We start from the raw sequence: 16609 nt of genomic DNA, 5'->3' as shown, positions 1-16609 counted from the left end.
TAACATCAATATATTTCAAATATTACTGGAAAGTTACTTAAATGTCTTTTAGTTTACTAATATGTTAAAACCTAAGCAATTACCCGGTGGTTCCAAAGAATTGTGTTATATTTTCAATGAATAAGTACATATACCTATATTATTATATCAGTATTAACCGATATTTAAATAAATGTTAAAAATATAATGCTTTAGTAGGGAGAATGATATGAAGAAATTAATTATACCAACTTTCTGTTTTGCAGTATTGTCGACAGTTGCATTCGAAGAAAAAATATCTGCAGCTCCACTACATGCAGAACAGACCAATGTAGATACAGGCGTCATGTATGTAAATGTAAATTCCGGTTCACTCAATATGAGGAAATCGGGAGCGGAAAGTGCGAGTATAGTTGCCAAGCTTTCAAAAGGCACGCCGGTAACGATTTATTCGGAATCCAAGGGTTGGACGAAGATCAAAGCCAATGGTAAGGAGGGGTATGTCAGTACTAAGTATTTATCGGCAACGAAGCCAGGGGCTTTAACTAGGACCACCGTAACGGTAAAGACGGTGACGAAATATGTGAATGTCAGCACGGGTTCCCTCCATATGCGGAAAAGCGGGACCGAAAGCGCAGCCGTAGTTACGAAGCTGACGCGTGGCACCCAGGTTACGGTTTATTCGGAATCCAAGGGTTGGGCGAAAGTAAAAGCTAATGGTAAAGAGGGTTACGTCAATGCCAAGTATCTCTCGGCAACGAAACCGAACCAGGCAGCCCAATCTTCCGTCACAAGTAAGACGGCAACAAAATATGTGAATGTCAGCACGGGTTCCCTCCATATGCGGAAAAGCGGGACCGAAAGTGCAGCCGTAGTAGCGAAGCTGACCAGGGGCACCCAGGTAACGGTCTATTCGGAATCCAAAGGATGGGCAAAGATCAAAGCCAATGGAAAAGATGGTTATGTCAATGCCAAGTATCTTTCGGCAACGAAGCCAGATCAGGTAACCAAAGCCGCCGTAACTGGAAAAACGGCGACGAAATATGTGACGGCAAGCACGCTCAATATGCGAAAAGGCGGTAACGTGAGCTCCAGCATCGTCACCATGCTTTCAAAAGGGACACAGGTGACGGTTTATTCGGAATCGAAAGGTTGGGCCAAGGTCAAGGTCAATGGAAAAGACGGGTATGTCAGCACCAAATATTTGTCGGCAACGAAGCCAGCGACAGGATCGGCAGAAACCACCCAAAAAACGACGACGAAATACGTGACGGCAAGCACGCTCAATATGCGTAAAAGCGGGTCGGATAGTTCAAGCATTGTCGCGAGGCTTTCAAAAGGGACGAAAGTGACCGTTTATTCGGAATCGAAAGGTTGGGCGAAGGTCAAAGCCAATGGAAAGGACGGGTATGTCAACACCAAATATGTATCCGCGACAAAGCCGGGAACCGCTCCCAAACCGACTGCCCCTGAAAAAACGACGACGAAATACGTGACGGCAAGCACGCTCAATATGCGTAAAAGCGGGTCGGATAGTTCAAGCATTGTCGCGAGGCTTTCAAAAGGGACGAAAGTGACCGTTTATTCGGAATCCAAAGGATGGGCCAAGGTCAAAGCCAATGGAAAGGACGGATATGTCAGCACCAAATATGTATCGGCGACAAAACCGGCAACCGCTCCCAAACCGACTGCCCCTGAAAAAACGACGACGAAATACGTGACGGCAAGCACGCTGAATATGCGAAAAAGCGGCAGTGAAACCGCAAGCATCATCGCCAAGCTCTCAAAGGGAACCGAGGTAAAGGTCTATTCGGAATCCAAAGGATGGGCGAAGGTCAAGGCCAATGGAAAGGACGGCCATGTCAGCACCAAATATTTAACGGCGACAAAACCGGTAACGGACTCCAAGCCGGCGGTCCCTGAAAAAACGACGACGAAATATGTAAACGTGAACTCAGGGACACTCAATATGCGGAATAAGCCATCAGAAGACGCTTCGGTCATCGTGAAATTGGCAAGGGGTGTAGAGGTGGAAGTCATCTCGGAAGCAGATGGCTGGTCCAAGGTTAAAGCGTATGGCGGAGAAGGTTACGTCAGCACGCAATATCTATCAACAACGAAACCTGGTTCCACACCGGAAAAACCCGGACAGAATCCAGGCGGTGAAGTAACGACCATCACCAAATATGTAAATGTGAATGATGGCTCCAGTTTGAATATGCGTTCAAGCGCATCGACGTCCGCTTCTATCATAGCTACGCTAGTAGATAAAACGGCCGTAACCGTGTATTCGGAAGCAGATGGCTGGTCAAGGATCACGGCTAACGGAAAAACGGGTTATGTGAGCACGAAATATTTAACTGAAAAGGCACCGGATGTTCCAGGGAATCCGAATGACTCGGTCATCAAGATCGAAAAAGAGTACAATCTTACAATGGATAAGATGGTGCAAATTCAAATGGCGGCAAATGCGCAAACAGATAAAGCGTACAAAACCTACATACGTGAGGATGGCTTGTCTCTCGTAAATTCAACCAAAGGCACCGTCAAAGGCTCCGGTTGGCGCGTAAGGGGCGGAGCTGGCCCCAATTATTGGGTGGTCGGGGATGTAAGCAATAATCAATCGCTGACGATTAAATCAAAAGTCAAAGGCTCTGACGGGTACTACTGGTATGAGGTGAGCTATAACAAGACATGGGTGAATGCTAGTCCGGAAGACATAGAATATAACCTGAATCCCAAAAATTTCGTCAATGACCCAGTTCATTCTTACCAGTTCGTCAAGCTCTCCCAAGTTACCAATATGAATGTCTCCGAAGTGAATGATAGAATCCTTTCAGGCAAAGGCATACTGCAAGGACAAGCTGCGACCTTCACTTCCGCAGGGGTAAAGTATGGAGTCAATGAGATTTATTTGATTTCGCATGCCTTGCTGGAGACAGGGAATGGCACGTCACCGTTGGCAACAGGAGTGAAGGTGAACGGGAAAACGGTCTATAATATGTATGGAGTGGGAGCTTATGACGGTACAGCTGTCAGCAGCGGTGCTCAATATGCCTATAATGCCGGCTGGTTCACGCCGGAAGCGGCCATTATCGGCGGCGCCGAATTCATCGCCAAAGGCTACATCTCCGCAGGGCAGGATACGCTTTACAAAATGAGGTGGAACCCTACGGCAGCAGAGAAGTATGGCTATGCGTCACACCAGTATGCCACTGATATTGGCTGGGCAACCAAGCAAGTGAAACAGATTTATAATCTATATAGTTTATTAGATTCCTATAAATTGACGATTGAAATTCCTAAATATAAATAAACGATCTTCATAAAAAAACACATGAGTCGACCTCATGTGTTTTTGCTTTTAAATTGAAAGCCCGGAAATCCTCATTTGGAATTGCTTTGCTTATCCTTTTCGATGATCTCCTTGACGACATCCTCGATCGTGACCGCGCCCAATGCTTTTTCCAAGGCAAGTTCAGCGACTGAAAAGAGCGGCTCTATCGCGTCCTGTATATTTCTTCCAACAGGGCATGCCGGGTTAGGTTTTTCATGAATGCCAAATAGTTCTTTATCCTGCATCACATTAACGGCATGATAAACATTGAGCAAAGTAATCTCGGACAGCTCCTTTGCCAATGTAGCTCCCGCGATGCCAGGCCTGACATTCACCAAGCCTGCAGTCTTGAGCATGCCGGTAATTTTCCTGATTAAGGCGGGGTTCGTGTTGACACTCTTTGCAATATAATCAGATGTGTTAACGCATTCCTTGTTTATTTCTAAAAGAGATAATATATGGATTCCTACGGAAAAGCGGGTACTGATGGACATCTGGTTCTCTCCTTTAAAATCTCGATTCCTATATAGTATAAATTATTTAACATGTAATTCAAGTAGTTACAAGTTATAATGATATTCAATCACGTCCGCTGCCATAAATAAAAGGTATGTTAAATTGACAAACCATCATGGTGAAACTTATATTATACCGTGTAAATCAATCAGTTACAGGTACGCGGCAAATGGAAAGGGGGAACTGAAATCAGCCTTAATGGAGTCCAAGGGACCTGTATAAGGAATTTTAAACAACTATAATAGCTATGGAGGTTCATGATGTCTAATAAAAAAAATAAGAAACAAAAACAATCATCTGCATTCACGTTTTGGATCATTGGGTTGGTGGCTGTAATCATTATCGGGTTCATATTCTTGGCTAACGGGAAAGAAGAGGATACGGCCGCTTATGAAATCGATTATAAATCACAGCCTTATTTAGGAGATAAATCAGCCCCTGTGCAAATTGTTGAATTTGGTGATTATAAATGTCCAGTGTGTAAAACATTCGAGGAGAAATTCTTTCCATCGATCAAAAGTGAGTTGGTCGATACAGGAAAAGCGCAATTTTATTTCATGAATTATTCGTTCATTAATGTCGATTCCACTAGATCCGCTAAATTTGCGGAGAGCGTTTATCAGGAATTAGGAAATGAAACCTTCTGGAAGTTCCATGAGCTATTATTCAGTAAGCAGCCCGATGATCATAAATATGAAAAAGAAGACATATTCACCGATGAATTCTTAGAAGATACATTGAAGGAAATCGCAAATGAAGCTGATGTGAAAAAAGTGGTCACCTCCTTTAAAGCAGGCAAATCCGAAGATCACTGGAACAAAGATATGAAGACTGCCGAAGAATTAGCCGTAACCGGCACACCTTCCCTATTCGTCAATGGCAAGAAGTTTGAGGGGAACACGATAGATGATCTAAAGAAAATGGTTGATGAAGCTGCGAAGGAGAAATAGTCGATGAACAAATCGCTATTATTTGCTTGGATAGTATCCATCATGGCCACTGCGGGAAGTCTCTACTTTAGTGAAATCCTGCATTATGTACCTTGTACCTTTTGCTGGTACCAACGAATCTTGATGTACCCACTCGTCCTATTATTAGGCCGGGCCTTTTATGAACAAGACCTGAAAATCCACCGATACATCCTCCCCCTGTCCATCTTGGGGATGCTGGTATCGGGGTATCACTATTGCCTGCAAAAGATCCCCGCCCTGCAGCAATTCGAAATGTGCCAAAGCGGTGTCCCATGCTCAGTCGACTATATAAATTGGCTAGGGTTCATCACGATTCCATTTTTGGCCTTTATCGCATTCACGCTCATCACCATATGTATGGGAGTGCTAATGAACACAAATCGGAAAAACGAAACAGCAGCATGAAAACCGCACCATTCCTTGTGGAAATATCTCCACAGGAAATGGTGTTTTTTTATTGAGAAAATACGAACCGGAATAACCATAAATCGCCGAAACTGGCGAGTATATCAACGGAATCCGCAATTATATTGCCGAACATATTTCAAACTAGCATTTGACAAAGGAGTAACCTGTAACTTATATTATTACTTGTAACAAAAATGATTACATTTAAATTATTTCAACCAATCATAGGAGGAATCTACATTGAAAATAGCGATCATAGGTGCAAGCGGAAAAGCAGGAAGCATGATTTTAAATGAGGCGAAGACTAGAGGACATGAAGTTACGGCGGTGGTCAGGGATGAAGCCAAAGTTCAGGATCAAACGGTATCCATTTTGGTCAAAGACATACTCGACATCCAAGCGGACGATTTGAAGCAGTTCGATGTGGTTGTGAATGCTTTTGGTGCAGCTCCAGGGAAAGAACATTTGCATGTGGAGGCAGGGAACATCCTGATCGATGCCCTCAAAGGCGCGCCTAAAACTAAATTGATCGTTGTCGGCGGTGCTGGAAGCCTTTTCGTCGACGAGGAGAAAACGACACGTGTTCTGGATACGCCTGAATTTCCTAAAGAGTACTTTGCCACGGCGTATAATCAATCCAAGAACCTGGAAAGATTGCAGCAGGCAAGCGGCATCCAGTGGACATTCATCAGTCCTTCCGCCTTCTTCGATCCGCAAGGGACGAGAACAGGTCAGTATGAACTTGGCAAAGACAACCTGCTCGTAAACTCAAAAGGCGAGAGTTATGTAAGTTATGCCGACTTCGCCATTGCGGTACTTGACGAAATGGAAACTCCGCAGCACACCAATCAACGCTTCACCGTTGTCGGCGAAGCGAAATAATATAAAACGGACTTGGCGTCGCGTCCCTGTCTCCCGATATATGCTTGACATGAGACAGAGGCGATGCCCAAGTTCACCCTAACCATTGATGGAACCTCCCCATTTCAAGCTTTCATTTCATGAACAAAGTAGACGTAAGAATCCGAACTAGACTTCCGTTAATTCGTCCCGCACCCCCACAACAATTCGTCCTATATCACACGAATTCTTCCTTTTCTCCTGGCCGTCCGCAGTTTTTATGTTGAAAATATTGACTGTTGTCCATTTATTGCTGATAATATAGCGAAGAAAGTCCTATGTACGGCTTTTTTTTATGTGGTGGTTTTTAGTAGAATTATCTGGTTTTTCCAATAGGAAACTAGAAAGAAAGAAGGACTGTGTGAAGATGGATTGGAAACGTTCCTACAACTCATGGGTGAATTTCGAAGGCCTTGATGAGGAAATGAAGTCATTACTTACAATGATTAAAGATGATGAGAAGAAAGTTGAAGATGCGTTTTATAAGAACTTGGAATTCGGCACAGGCGGCATGCGCGGGGAAATCGGTGCAGGCACGAATCGGATGAATTTATATACGGTTCGCAAAGCGACATTGGGATTGGCGCATTATCTCCTGGAAATCGGAGATGAAGCAAAAGACAGGGGCGTGGCAATCGCGTATGATTCACGCTTTAAATCGCCTGAATTTGCCATGGAGGCAGCGAAGACCTTGGCTACTGCAGGGATAAAGGCGTATCTATTTGATGAGCTAAGACCGACTCCAGAGCTATCCTTTGCCGTTCGTGAGCTGAATGCTTATGCTGGGATCGTGATCACGGCTAGCCATAATCCACCCGAATACAATGGCTATAAGGTATATGGGCCAGATGGCGCGCAACTTCCGCCGGCCACGGCTGATAAAGTCATTGGATTCGTCAATGCGATCGAAGATGAATTGACGATATCGGTGAAGGATGAAGAGACCTTAAAAGCGCAGGGGCTGATCGAGATGATCGGTGAAGAAATCGATGCCGCTTATAATGAAAATTTACTTACTGTCCCGGAAAACAAGGACATAAGTGAGCAAGTCGATGTGACGGTCGTATTCACGCCGCTTCATGGGACGGCAAATAAATCGGTGAGGCGGGCTTTGCAGGATCTGGGATACGACAAGGTACATGTCGTAAAAGAGCAGGAATTGCCTGATCCCAATTTCTCGACAGTCAAATCTCCGAATCCTGAAGAGCATGCCGCATTTGAAATGGCGATCGATTTGGGCAATAAGGTATCTGCCGACCTGTTGATCGCTACCGATCCCGATGCAGATCGACTCGGAATCGCAGTTAAAAATAAAGCTGGCGAATATGTGGTGCTTACAGGCAATCAAACGGGTGCGCTCATATTGGATTACCTCTTAAGGGAAAAGCAAGCAAAAGGGACGTTACCCGAAAATGGCGTGGTCTTAAAAACGATCGTGACTTCGGAAATCGGCCGTACGATCGCAAAGGAATATGGGTTGGAGACCGTAGATGTATTGACCGGTTTTAAATTCATCGCCGAAAAAATCAACGATTATCGGGAAAACGGCCAGCATACCTTCCTATTCGGTTATGAAGAAAGCTATGGCTATTTAATCAAGGATTTTGCTAGGGATAAAGATGCGATCCAGGCAGCCATCCTTGCGGTTGAGGTTTGTGCTTACTATAAAAAGCAGGGCATGGATGTATATGAAGGGCTGATCCAAATCTTTGAAAAGTACGGATATTACTTGGAGGGGCTTCAATCGTTGACCTTAAAGGGAATCGAAGGCGCCGGGCAAATCCAGGGGATTCTCGATCAATTCCGTCAAGATCCTCCCAAGCACATTGCCGGAAAAGCGGTAGTGGTCCAGGAGGATTATCAAAGCGGCTTGAAGCTGACGATGGACGCTGATACCGAGGAAGTGATTGATTTACCCAAATCAAATGTAATCAAGTATTTCCTTGAGGATGGTACATGGGTTTGCCTACGTCCTTCCGGGACGGAACCGAAAATCAAATTCTACTTCGGCATCCAAGGAGAAAAAATGGAAGAAGCCGAGTTGAAACTGAAGCAGGTAATGAATGCCTTCATGGCGAAAATTAACGGAATCATTAACGGAGCGTAATGCAGCCATATTACTGAACAAAATGAGGCCTTTTCCCGATATCCGTTCGGGGAAAGGCCATTTGGCATGCTGGAGCAAACCCGACCGGATCGGGATATTATTGTAAAGACGGATGTTAATTTTGAAGAAATTGGTATATAATAGGTTGATGTGAAAGTGGTTATATTTGACTGAAACATTTACAAAAAGCGAGACTATGTTACTATGAATAATGTATATGGTAAACTAGTTATCATATGGACTGGTGAAAAAGTTATTACGAAGGAGTTACAAAAGAATGAAAAAAGTTAAAAAGGCGATAATACCTGCAGCGGGATTGGGAACTAGATTCTTGCCAGCTACGAAGGCGATGCCTAAAGAAATGCTTCCGATAGTGGACAAGCCAACTATTCAATATATCATAGAAGAAGCCGTGAAATCGGGAATCGAAGATATTATCATTGTTACAGGGAAGAACAAACGGGCGATTGAAGACCACTTCGATAATGCCTACGAACTAGAGAACAACCTGCGCGAAAAAGGAAAATTCGATTTATTGGAGAAAGTGCAATATCCCTCCAATCTAGCCAATATCCATTACATTAGGCAAAAAGAACCTAAAGGGCTTGGGCATGCTGTATGGTGCGCACGTAACTTTATTGGCGATGAACCATTCGCCGTCCTTTTAGGTGATGACATCGTACAAAGTGAAGTGCCTTCATTGCGTCAATTAATCAATGAATATGATGCAACGGGCTCGTCCATCATTGGCGTTCAGCCCGTGGATGAGAAAGAAACGCATAGGTATGGCGTCATTGACCCGGTTACCCAGGAAGGCAGAAGGTACGAAGTGAATCGTTTCGTTGAAAAACCGAAACAAGGAACGGCGCCTTCCAATTTAGCGATCATGGGAAGATATATTTTAACCCCGGAAATATTCGATTTCTTGGAAACGCAAGAAACAGGAGCTGGCGGCGAAATCCAGTTGACGGATGCGATCCAAAAATTGAATGAAATCCAAAAAGTATTCGCCTACGATTTCGAGGGTAAACGCTATGATGTCGGAGTGGTGGATGGCTTTGTGAAAACGACCATCGAATTTGCGCTGCAACGCCCTGAATTGAGAGATGACATCATCAAGGAAATGGAAAATATACTAAAAATGCATAAGGCAGCAACCAAATAAATTTATTTATATGGATCCAGGAGGGAAAAGCCAGCTATGATAGGCTTTTTCCCCTTGTCCATAAAAGCCCTTGGGATTACTATACATTGAGTATACAGAATAATCAGTTATATGGTAGCTTACCATGAAGAAGAATCGAACCGGTCCATTGGGAATCCGTGGGCAGTTTGGTTTGCTATGGAATGCCTCACCTCACCTTTTATTGAAGAGGCAGTCCGTACAAGATTCAGTCAATCGGTTGCGGATCTTTATTATTTTTTGAAAATTTAGTTTATTAATTCGGATGTTGAATGACAATTCATAAAAGGGGTTGCCTGTTTAGTGAATAAGAAGGTATGGAAAAGAAAAGCTGACTTCCTTATACAACCTGTTACGAATTTCTTCTTAAGGGAAAATCATAAGCGTGTCATCAGATATGCGAATTATTATGAACAATTGCCTGTGAAAAAGAACACCATTTTATACGAGAGTCGCGATGGAAATAGTATAACCGACAGTCCGTATGCGATGTTTGCCTTTATGATAGCGAACCAAGACTTCAAGGATTATAGGCATATATGGTCGATTCAGGATTTTGACGCCCTCTCTGATGTGATTGCGAAATATAAGGATATGCCTAACGTTACATTTGTCCGGCGGAATTCAAAGGAATATTTAAAATGCCTGGCGACAAGTGAGTATTTAATCAATAATTCGACATTCCAATCTTTTTTCATTCCGAAAAAAGATCAAGTTTATATTAACACCTGGCACGGCACCCCTCTTAAGAGTATGGGCTTCGATATACCGGGTAACCCCTCCGCTTCTCAAAACGTTGTCAGGAATTTCTTAAGTGCGGATTACCTTTTAAGCCCCAATCCCCATACGACGAACATGTATACGAAAAGCTATAAGCTGAACGGCTTGTACAAAGGGGAAATCATCGAAGAAGGGTATCCGCGGATAGATTTGACCCTGAATACGGATCCGGAAGAGTATAAGGAATATGTAAGGACACTTGGTCTGGCCCTCCATGATGGCAAGGAGACTATTTTATATGCACCTACATGGAAGGGAACGAACCTTGCCAAAGTGGATAACGATATCCTCCAGATCATTGCCGATATGCATCATCTAGGAACTCAAGTCGGCGAACAATATAATATTTTGATCAAGGTGCACCCTTTTCTTTATAAAGAAGCCGCCAAGCGTGCGGATATCAAGGACAGATTAGTTCCAGATCATGTTGATACGAATGAACTGCTCGCTGCAGTCGACCTGCTTATCACGGATTACTCCAGCATTTTCTTCGATTACCTTGTAACCAACAAGCCGATTCTTTTCTACACCTGGGATATGGACGTATATTCAGAGCAAAGGGGACAGTATCTGAAAAATGACGAACTTCCTGGACCGATGCTTTTCAACGCAAAGGAATTGGCGCAGGCCATCAAGGATATTGAACAGGTGAAAAAGAGCTATGCGGATAAATATCTTAAAATGCAGCAGCAATTCACGAATCATGAGGATGGCCACGTAACGGAGAGAATTGTCCGTCATATATTCAATCACTCTACGAAACACCTAAACACCATTGCCGGTCTAGATTCCTCAAAGGAAAAAATCCTGATCTATCCAGGTGGTATGAGAGATAACGGGATCACATCCTCCTTCATCAATTTAATGAACAATATTGATTATGATAAATATGATGTCACCTGCTTTACCGCGACTCCCCACTCCCAGGAAGCTTTGAAAAACTTGAATAAAGTAAATAAGAATGTGCGTTTTCTCTTTAAACCTGGCTTGCCTGTATATAAATTGGGGGAAGTGTACAAGGATAAATTCATTCATAACAGGGGGGAAAGAGGGGCACTGGGGAAAAAGCTATATCCAGAAGCTGCATATATCAGGGAACATGCCCGTCTATTCGGGAAAACCCAGTTTGATTATGTCATTGATTTTAGTGGATATAGCCATTATTGGGCAAAGCTCCTTCTTGCGGCAGATTCAAAAAAGAAAGTTTGTTATATGCATAATGACTTGCTCTCCGATAGTGAGCGGGTAATCAATGGGCGGAGGCCACACCGGATTAACCTCAGAGGGCTATTTTCCGTCTATCACCGGTTCGATAAGCTCGTCAGCGTATCGGAAGGGACCATGGAATTGAACCGAAAGAACCTACTGCAGTATGCAGACTATGATACATTCGATTATGTCATGAATTCCATCAATCCTGAGAAAATCCTTCAAATCACTCCCGAAGAAACGGAGTCTGTCATAAATGACGAAGGTTCTTCGATTACGACAGAGAATTTCAAGGCAAGAGCGATATTGAGGGGTATCCGGACTCATCATGCCTGGAATACCCTCCCCGGAAGTGCGAAGGCGTTTCAATTTCCTTTGGAAGAGCGACTTGAAGATGCCGAAATCATGATTTCGAGAAAGGCCAACGGTAATGAAGCTACCTTTTATAAATTCAGCTTCAATAATCAAATCATTGGCTGGATCAACGAAGAGGCTGTAGAGTTTTTGCCTGACAGCATCATTTACGAAAAGGAACTCGATAAAATCGCGAAGCTTGTAAGGCCAGGAGGAAACTTCATCTGGTCGCTGCCATACAAGGTTGAAGGGACCTACAAAGTCTCGGGCAGCCATGATTTTAAAGGGATACTCGTAAATATCGATAAGGAAGTAAAAACCCAACATTCGATTTATAGCAGAATATCAATAAACCAGACGGAAATCGGCTGGGTGGATAATTCAGCCTTATCGATACTGGAACAGTGCACGATCACTGGAAACACGAGTGAAAGGGATAAACTGCAAATCATGTTGAAACGAAAGTATATGCAGGGGAAAAACTATAAAAAACATAAAAAATTCCTTGATAAGATTGATGATCGGACGCTCAAGGAAGTAAATACGAGTGCATACAAGTATGGAAAAATAACGAAACCGGAGGACCACACCATCTGGACGAAGGCTTATCCGAATTACAAGACCAAAAGGGTAGCCAAGGCAATCGAATTCGAGGGGCAAACCGTGAAAATCACCAAATATAACCGAACAAGAAAAGGGGGCTATTACCTTTTCGAGATGGATCATAAGAAAATTGGCTGGTTAAATACCAGTGCCTTTGAAATGATAGACGAGCCCGTCGTATTAAAGGAACGGGAAGTGCATGGTACGGCGGAAATCAAGCTAGGAAATTATCATATCTTTGATAAACCGTATGGATTATTGGACGCCATGGTCGTTCCAGCAGGGCCGACCTTAAATGGGTGCCTCGTTGAATTCGATAAAGAAGCGGTAACCCAGCTTGGGACGTATAAACACTTGGTGAAGGACGGGAAATCGCTGGGCTGGCTGGATAAACAGGCGTTAATCGTGCAGGAAGTCCATGGATTGGAAGTGAATGATCACTTCGTCCCTTATCCTGATGAAAAGGATTATAATTTTGTCAATATGGGGAGGCTGTCTCCTGAAAAAGGACAGGATAACTTGATTCGTGCCTTCGCGAGTTTCCATGAGAAGCACAAAAACAGCAAGCTGTATATTTTAGGTCAAGGTCCTTTAAGGGGAGATTTACAGTTCATCATTGATGAACTGGGGCTGAATCATTCGATCCATCTATTAGGTCAGCTCGAAAATCCCTTTTCATTCATGGAAAAATGTGATTGCTTCGTTCTGTCATCACATTATGAAGGCCAGCCTATGGTTTTACTCGAGGCAATGACGTTAGGGATGAAGATCCTGGCTACAGATATAGTCGCGAACCGTACCGTTCTGGAAAACGGTAAATATGGAGTGCTTGTTGAAAATAGCATAAGTGGACTTGAAAAAGGGTTATCGATGATGGCTAATGATGCGGATTCCGGAATGGAAAAATTTGATTATCACCAATATAATGAATTAGCCATGGAAACCTTCAAGAAATGCCTATAAAATATAAGCAGGTACTTCTCGCCAATTCAGGCAGATAAATCCTAACCAGATGTAAGTGCAAAGAAGGCAGTTCGAAAGGGGAAATGTAATGTGATTTTGGTCGTTGGCGGTGCAGGTTATATCGGAAGTCATCTTGTAAAGGAATTAGTAAATGAAAAAGAGGTTGTCATCCTCGATAATCTTTCAACAGGTTTCCGTTCATTGGTTGATTCGAAGGCCATTTTGGTGGAAGGGAATTTAGGGGACGAAACGGTATTGAATGAAATATTCAATACATATCCCATAGAAGCGGTCATGCATTTTGCAGCCAATAGCTTGGTGGGAGAATCGGTTCAAGACCCATATAAATACTATGAAAATAATGTGGGGGCAACCCTTACATTATTGCATACCATGCTCAAGCATGATGTGAAGAATTTCATTTTTTCATCCACTGCCGCTACTTATGGGATACCAAATGTAGATATGATCGATGAGGATCAGCCAACTGATCCCATCAACCCATACGGCCGCTCGAAATTGATGGTGGAGCAAATCTTGGGGGACTTTGCACAAGCATATGGCCTGCGCTATGTTGTTTTGCGATATTTCAATGCAGCCGGGGCCCATGAATCGGCGGAAATCGGTGAGAGCCATGATCCGGAAACACATCTGATTCCGATCATTCTGCAGCATTTATTAGGTCAGCGTGAGAAGATTTCCGTGTTTGGTACGGACTATGATACACAGGATGGTACATGCATTCGCGACTATATTCATGTAACCGATTTAGCTAAAGCCCATATTATTGCGCTTCAAGCTCTTTTGTCGGGAAAAAAGAATACGGCCACCTATAACCTGGGGAACGGAAAAGGGTTTTCGGTTAAAGATGTGATCGACACATGCGAAAAAGTCACAGGCGTGAAACCGAACATTGAATATGCAGACCGCCGCCCTGGAGACCCAGCCCGACTCGTCGCTTCCGCTGCTAAAATATATGAAGACCTAGGCTGGAAAGCAGCCATAGATTTGGAAGAAATCATTGAAAGTGCGTGGAAATGGCATAAATCCCAAGTGAACTAAACGATTAAAGGGTTTCGGATCGCATTCCGAAACCCTTTTGCTTTTAGATTTGAGGTTTTGTCTTTTGTCCGTTCCTTTCCACTCCAGGCTCTTAGCTTTCCAGAGACGGTCCGTGAGCCTCCCGGGCTTCCGGCTTGCCCGATCTTACGGCATTTTAGCTATATGGAAGGGAATGATCGTTCATGTAGCCGCCCTCGCGATGATGTTGTTTTTCCTTGGTCAAAACAACACATTTGGGTACTCTCCCTTACGATTGGTTATTTATCGAAGCGATGAAGAACATGATGTCTCCTGAAATCTCTCAAATCGTAAAACCCCTGTGCCAAGAAGATTCAAGTCCTGGTACAGGGGTATAATCAATCAGTCACCCATGCTCATCCCTTTTAACACGACCGCAGTCAGAAACACGGTCACGCAAATGATTGAGGTGGATACGACAATCGCAATCGGTAAAGTCATTGTAAATCGCTCCTTCCAATGATGGTTGCCCCGCTAAGATCAACCTTTGCCCCGTATAAAAAGTTGTAAGTAAGTTTGTCCATGGAGGCTCCAGTAAAGTCGATTTTCTTTAAATCGGACATTCTGAATTGAACACTGATGAGAGTGGCATCGCGAAATGATGCTTTTTTCAATGAAGAGCCCTCGAAAATGGTTTGGTTGAATGATTCGCCATCAAAAATGAGCCCCGATAGGTTGCAGCCTTTAAAATGGGTTTTATTATAAGTATTGTTTTTGAAGGTGACGCCTTTTAAATTGGCACTTTTAAATAAGGTACTTGTTAAGTTGACGTTTTCAAAGATGCAATGACTTAAGTTACTGCCTTTGAATGTACTGCCTGTCAGATCGGAATGGCTGAAATCAGAGCGGCTTAAATCGCAGGAATTGAATTTTCCATCATGGACGGAAACGGAGCGAAAGTCGGAATCCAATAAGCGTTGTTTAGAATAATCCATCTTTATCGCCTCTTCAAGCTCATTATATTGAAGGTTGAGGGCATCGACGAGCTCCGATACCTCACCTATGGAGTCAACGGTTAACTCATACGCCTCATCTTCGCTTGCGCCCTTCCTTTTATGATCATTATATTTTTCGAGCAGGTTTTGCAGCAGTTCTTCTTCCAACTCTTTAGCCGTTCTGGCGTTTTGATACGGTGCGAAAATGCCATGAACATGTGCATGCAGTTTTTCAATCACATTTACTCATCCTTTCTTACAGCAGGCTTTCAAGGATTCGCTTAGCCTGCTCCCAGTCATTTTTATTTTGCCGATATGTGTCTTCCCCGAGAGGAGTGATTTTATAATATTTCCTTCTGCCGCCTTGGGTGGCGTCTCCCCAATAAGAGAGGATGCATCCGTCTTTTTCCAGACGTTTTAAGCTGGAATACATCGTTGCTTCCTTTATTTCATATTGCTCATTTGAACTCACATATATCAGTTTGCTGATCTCGTAACCATACTTATCGCCACTTTGCAGGAGTTTTAGAATCATTGTATCCACATGTCCGCGAAGCAGGTCTGAGGAAAGTTTGCGTTGAATCAAATCCTCACCTCCTTTTGTATATCCTATAGCATATTACTATGACAGTCAAGGTACTTTGCGCAAAAGGCAATCCTGCATGATGGGACGCTTACAAATTAATGGAAAGGAGATGTATTGATAGGTGAAAATTATTAGGAAAAATACTATAATTGGAAAAAGATACCTAATTTAAAAATGAAGGCTAACTTGCATTTGATTTCAGAGGAGTGAAGTTCATGAAATACCCATCAAAAAAGGATTGGTGGATGTACGTCGTTTTTCTCGGGATCTTCCTGGCCATTCTTTCACCGGTGGTCATGGCTGAAGATTTTTCCAGTCTATGGGCGGCCATTCCCATCATCTGTTTACTGCTATGGATTTGGTTCACAACGTATTATGTCATTGAGGATAAGACCTTGCTCGTTCGGTCGGCATTCATCCGGAAGACGATATCCATCGATGATATCCAGGCGATTGATAGGTCGTTCAATCCGTTATCGTCACCGGCGCTTTCACTGGATCGTATAAAAATATCCTATGGCCCCCATCAGTACATTCTCATTTCCCCCTTGCATCGTGAAATGTTCATTGAAGAATTGTTGAAGCGGAATCCTTCTATACGAACCAGTCTGAAGAGGTAATCGTGAACGGATTGATCCAAGGGGAAAAGCTGGTTAGGGTTATGGAAAACGGAAGAAGTGAACCTCCATCAGCATGTC

Annotated in this window: 12 protein-coding genes; 9 read left to right on the top strand and 3 right to left on the bottom strand. The window is 43.4% G+C overall.

Annotated features, from left to right (window positions below):
• Nucleotides 1-208 precede the first annotated feature (208 nt).
• Nucleotides 209-3295 (top strand): SH3 domain-containing protein, encoded by a 3087-nt coding sequence (locus tag MHI53_RS21465; protein WP_340372241.1) that lies wholly within the window; start codon nt 209-211, stop codon nt 3293-3295.
• 71 nt (nt 3296-3366) lie between these two features.
• Here the strand turns inward: MHI53_RS21465 and MHI53_RS21460 are convergent, their stop codons facing one another.
• Nucleotides 3367-3810, bottom strand: coding sequence for an Rrf2 family transcriptional regulator (locus MHI53_RS21460; RefSeq protein ID WP_340372240.1), 444 nt, complete (start codon nt 3808-3810; stop codon nt 3367-3369).
• 282 nt (nt 3811-4092) lie between these two features.
• Between MHI53_RS21460 and MHI53_RS21455 the strand changes: the two genes are divergently transcribed.
• From MHI53_RS21455 to galE, 7 genes are all read left to right on the top strand, one after another.
• On the top strand, nt 4093-4782 hold the full coding sequence (locus tag MHI53_RS21455; protein ID WP_260320204.1) for a DsbA family protein: 690 nt from the start codon (nt 4093-4095) through the stop codon (nt 4780-4782).
• A gap of 3 nt (nt 4783-4785) precedes the next feature.
• The gene (locus MHI53_RS21450; protein WP_061142711.1) at nt 4786-5208 is read left to right on the top strand and encodes a disulfide oxidoreductase; all 423 of its coding nucleotides are present in this window, start codon (nt 4786-4788) and stop codon (nt 5206-5208) included.
• A 243-nt stretch (nt 5209-5451) separates the two neighbouring features.
• Nucleotides 5452-6093 carry an NAD(P)-dependent oxidoreductase gene (locus tag MHI53_RS21445; protein WP_340372239.1) on the top strand — a complete coding sequence of 214 codons (642 nt, stop codon included), beginning with the start codon at nt 5452-5454 and terminating at the stop codon, nt 6091-6093.
• Between the two features lie 385 nt (nt 6094-6478).
• Nucleotides 6479-8218 (top strand): phospho-sugar mutase, encoded by a 1740-nt coding sequence (locus tag MHI53_RS21440; RefSeq protein ID WP_061142713.1) that lies wholly within the window; start codon nt 6479-6481, stop codon nt 8216-8218.
• Nucleotides 8219-8495: 277 nt separating this feature from the next.
• Entirely contained in the window at nt 8496-9383 is an 888-nt protein-coding gene (gene galU / locus MHI53_RS21435) for a UTP--glucose-1-phosphate uridylyltransferase GalU (protein ID WP_061142714.1), read from the top strand.
• A gap of 321 nt (nt 9384-9704) precedes the next feature.
• Nucleotides 9705-13310: a CDP-glycerol glycerophosphotransferase family protein gene (locus MHI53_RS21430; RefSeq protein WP_340372238.1), complete on the top strand. Its 3606-nt coding sequence runs from the start codon at nt 9705-9707 to the stop codon at nt 13308-13310.
• Nucleotides 13311-13400: 90 nt separating this feature from the next.
• A complete protein-coding gene (gene galE / locus MHI53_RS21425) occupies nt 13401-14372 on the top strand; it encodes a UDP-glucose 4-epimerase GalE (protein ID WP_061142716.1) in 972 nt (323 codons plus the stop codon).
• A 455-nt stretch (nt 14373-14827) separates the two neighbouring features.
• On the opposite strand, the gene MHI53_RS21420 is transcribed toward galE, so the two are convergent.
• Nucleotides 14828-15565, bottom strand: coding sequence for a pentapeptide repeat-containing protein (locus MHI53_RS21420; RefSeq protein WP_061142717.1), 738 nt, complete (start codon nt 15563-15565; stop codon nt 14828-14830).
• Nucleotides 15566-15581: 16 nt separating this feature from the next.
• On the bottom strand, nt 15582-15911 hold the full coding sequence (locus MHI53_RS21415; RefSeq protein ID WP_061142718.1) for a PadR family transcriptional regulator: 330 nt from the start codon (nt 15909-15911) through the stop codon (nt 15582-15584).
• A 215-nt stretch (nt 15912-16126) separates the two neighbouring features.
• Between MHI53_RS21415 and MHI53_RS21410 the strand changes: the two genes are divergently transcribed.
• The gene (locus tag MHI53_RS21410; protein WP_061142719.1) at nt 16127-16531 is read left to right on the top strand and encodes a PH domain-containing protein; all 405 of its coding nucleotides are present in this window, start codon (nt 16127-16129) and stop codon (nt 16529-16531) included.
• Nucleotides 16532-16609 lie beyond the last annotated feature (78 nt).

The organism is Peribacillus sp. FSL E2-0218, assembly GCF_037992945.1.
In the GTDB taxonomy this organism is placed as follows: domain Bacteria; phylum Bacillota; class Bacilli; order Bacillales; family DSM-1321; genus Peribacillus; species Peribacillus simplex_B.
The sequence above is the reverse complement of the archived record's forward strand: the minus strand, read 5'-3'. Positions and strand labels throughout refer to the sequence as shown.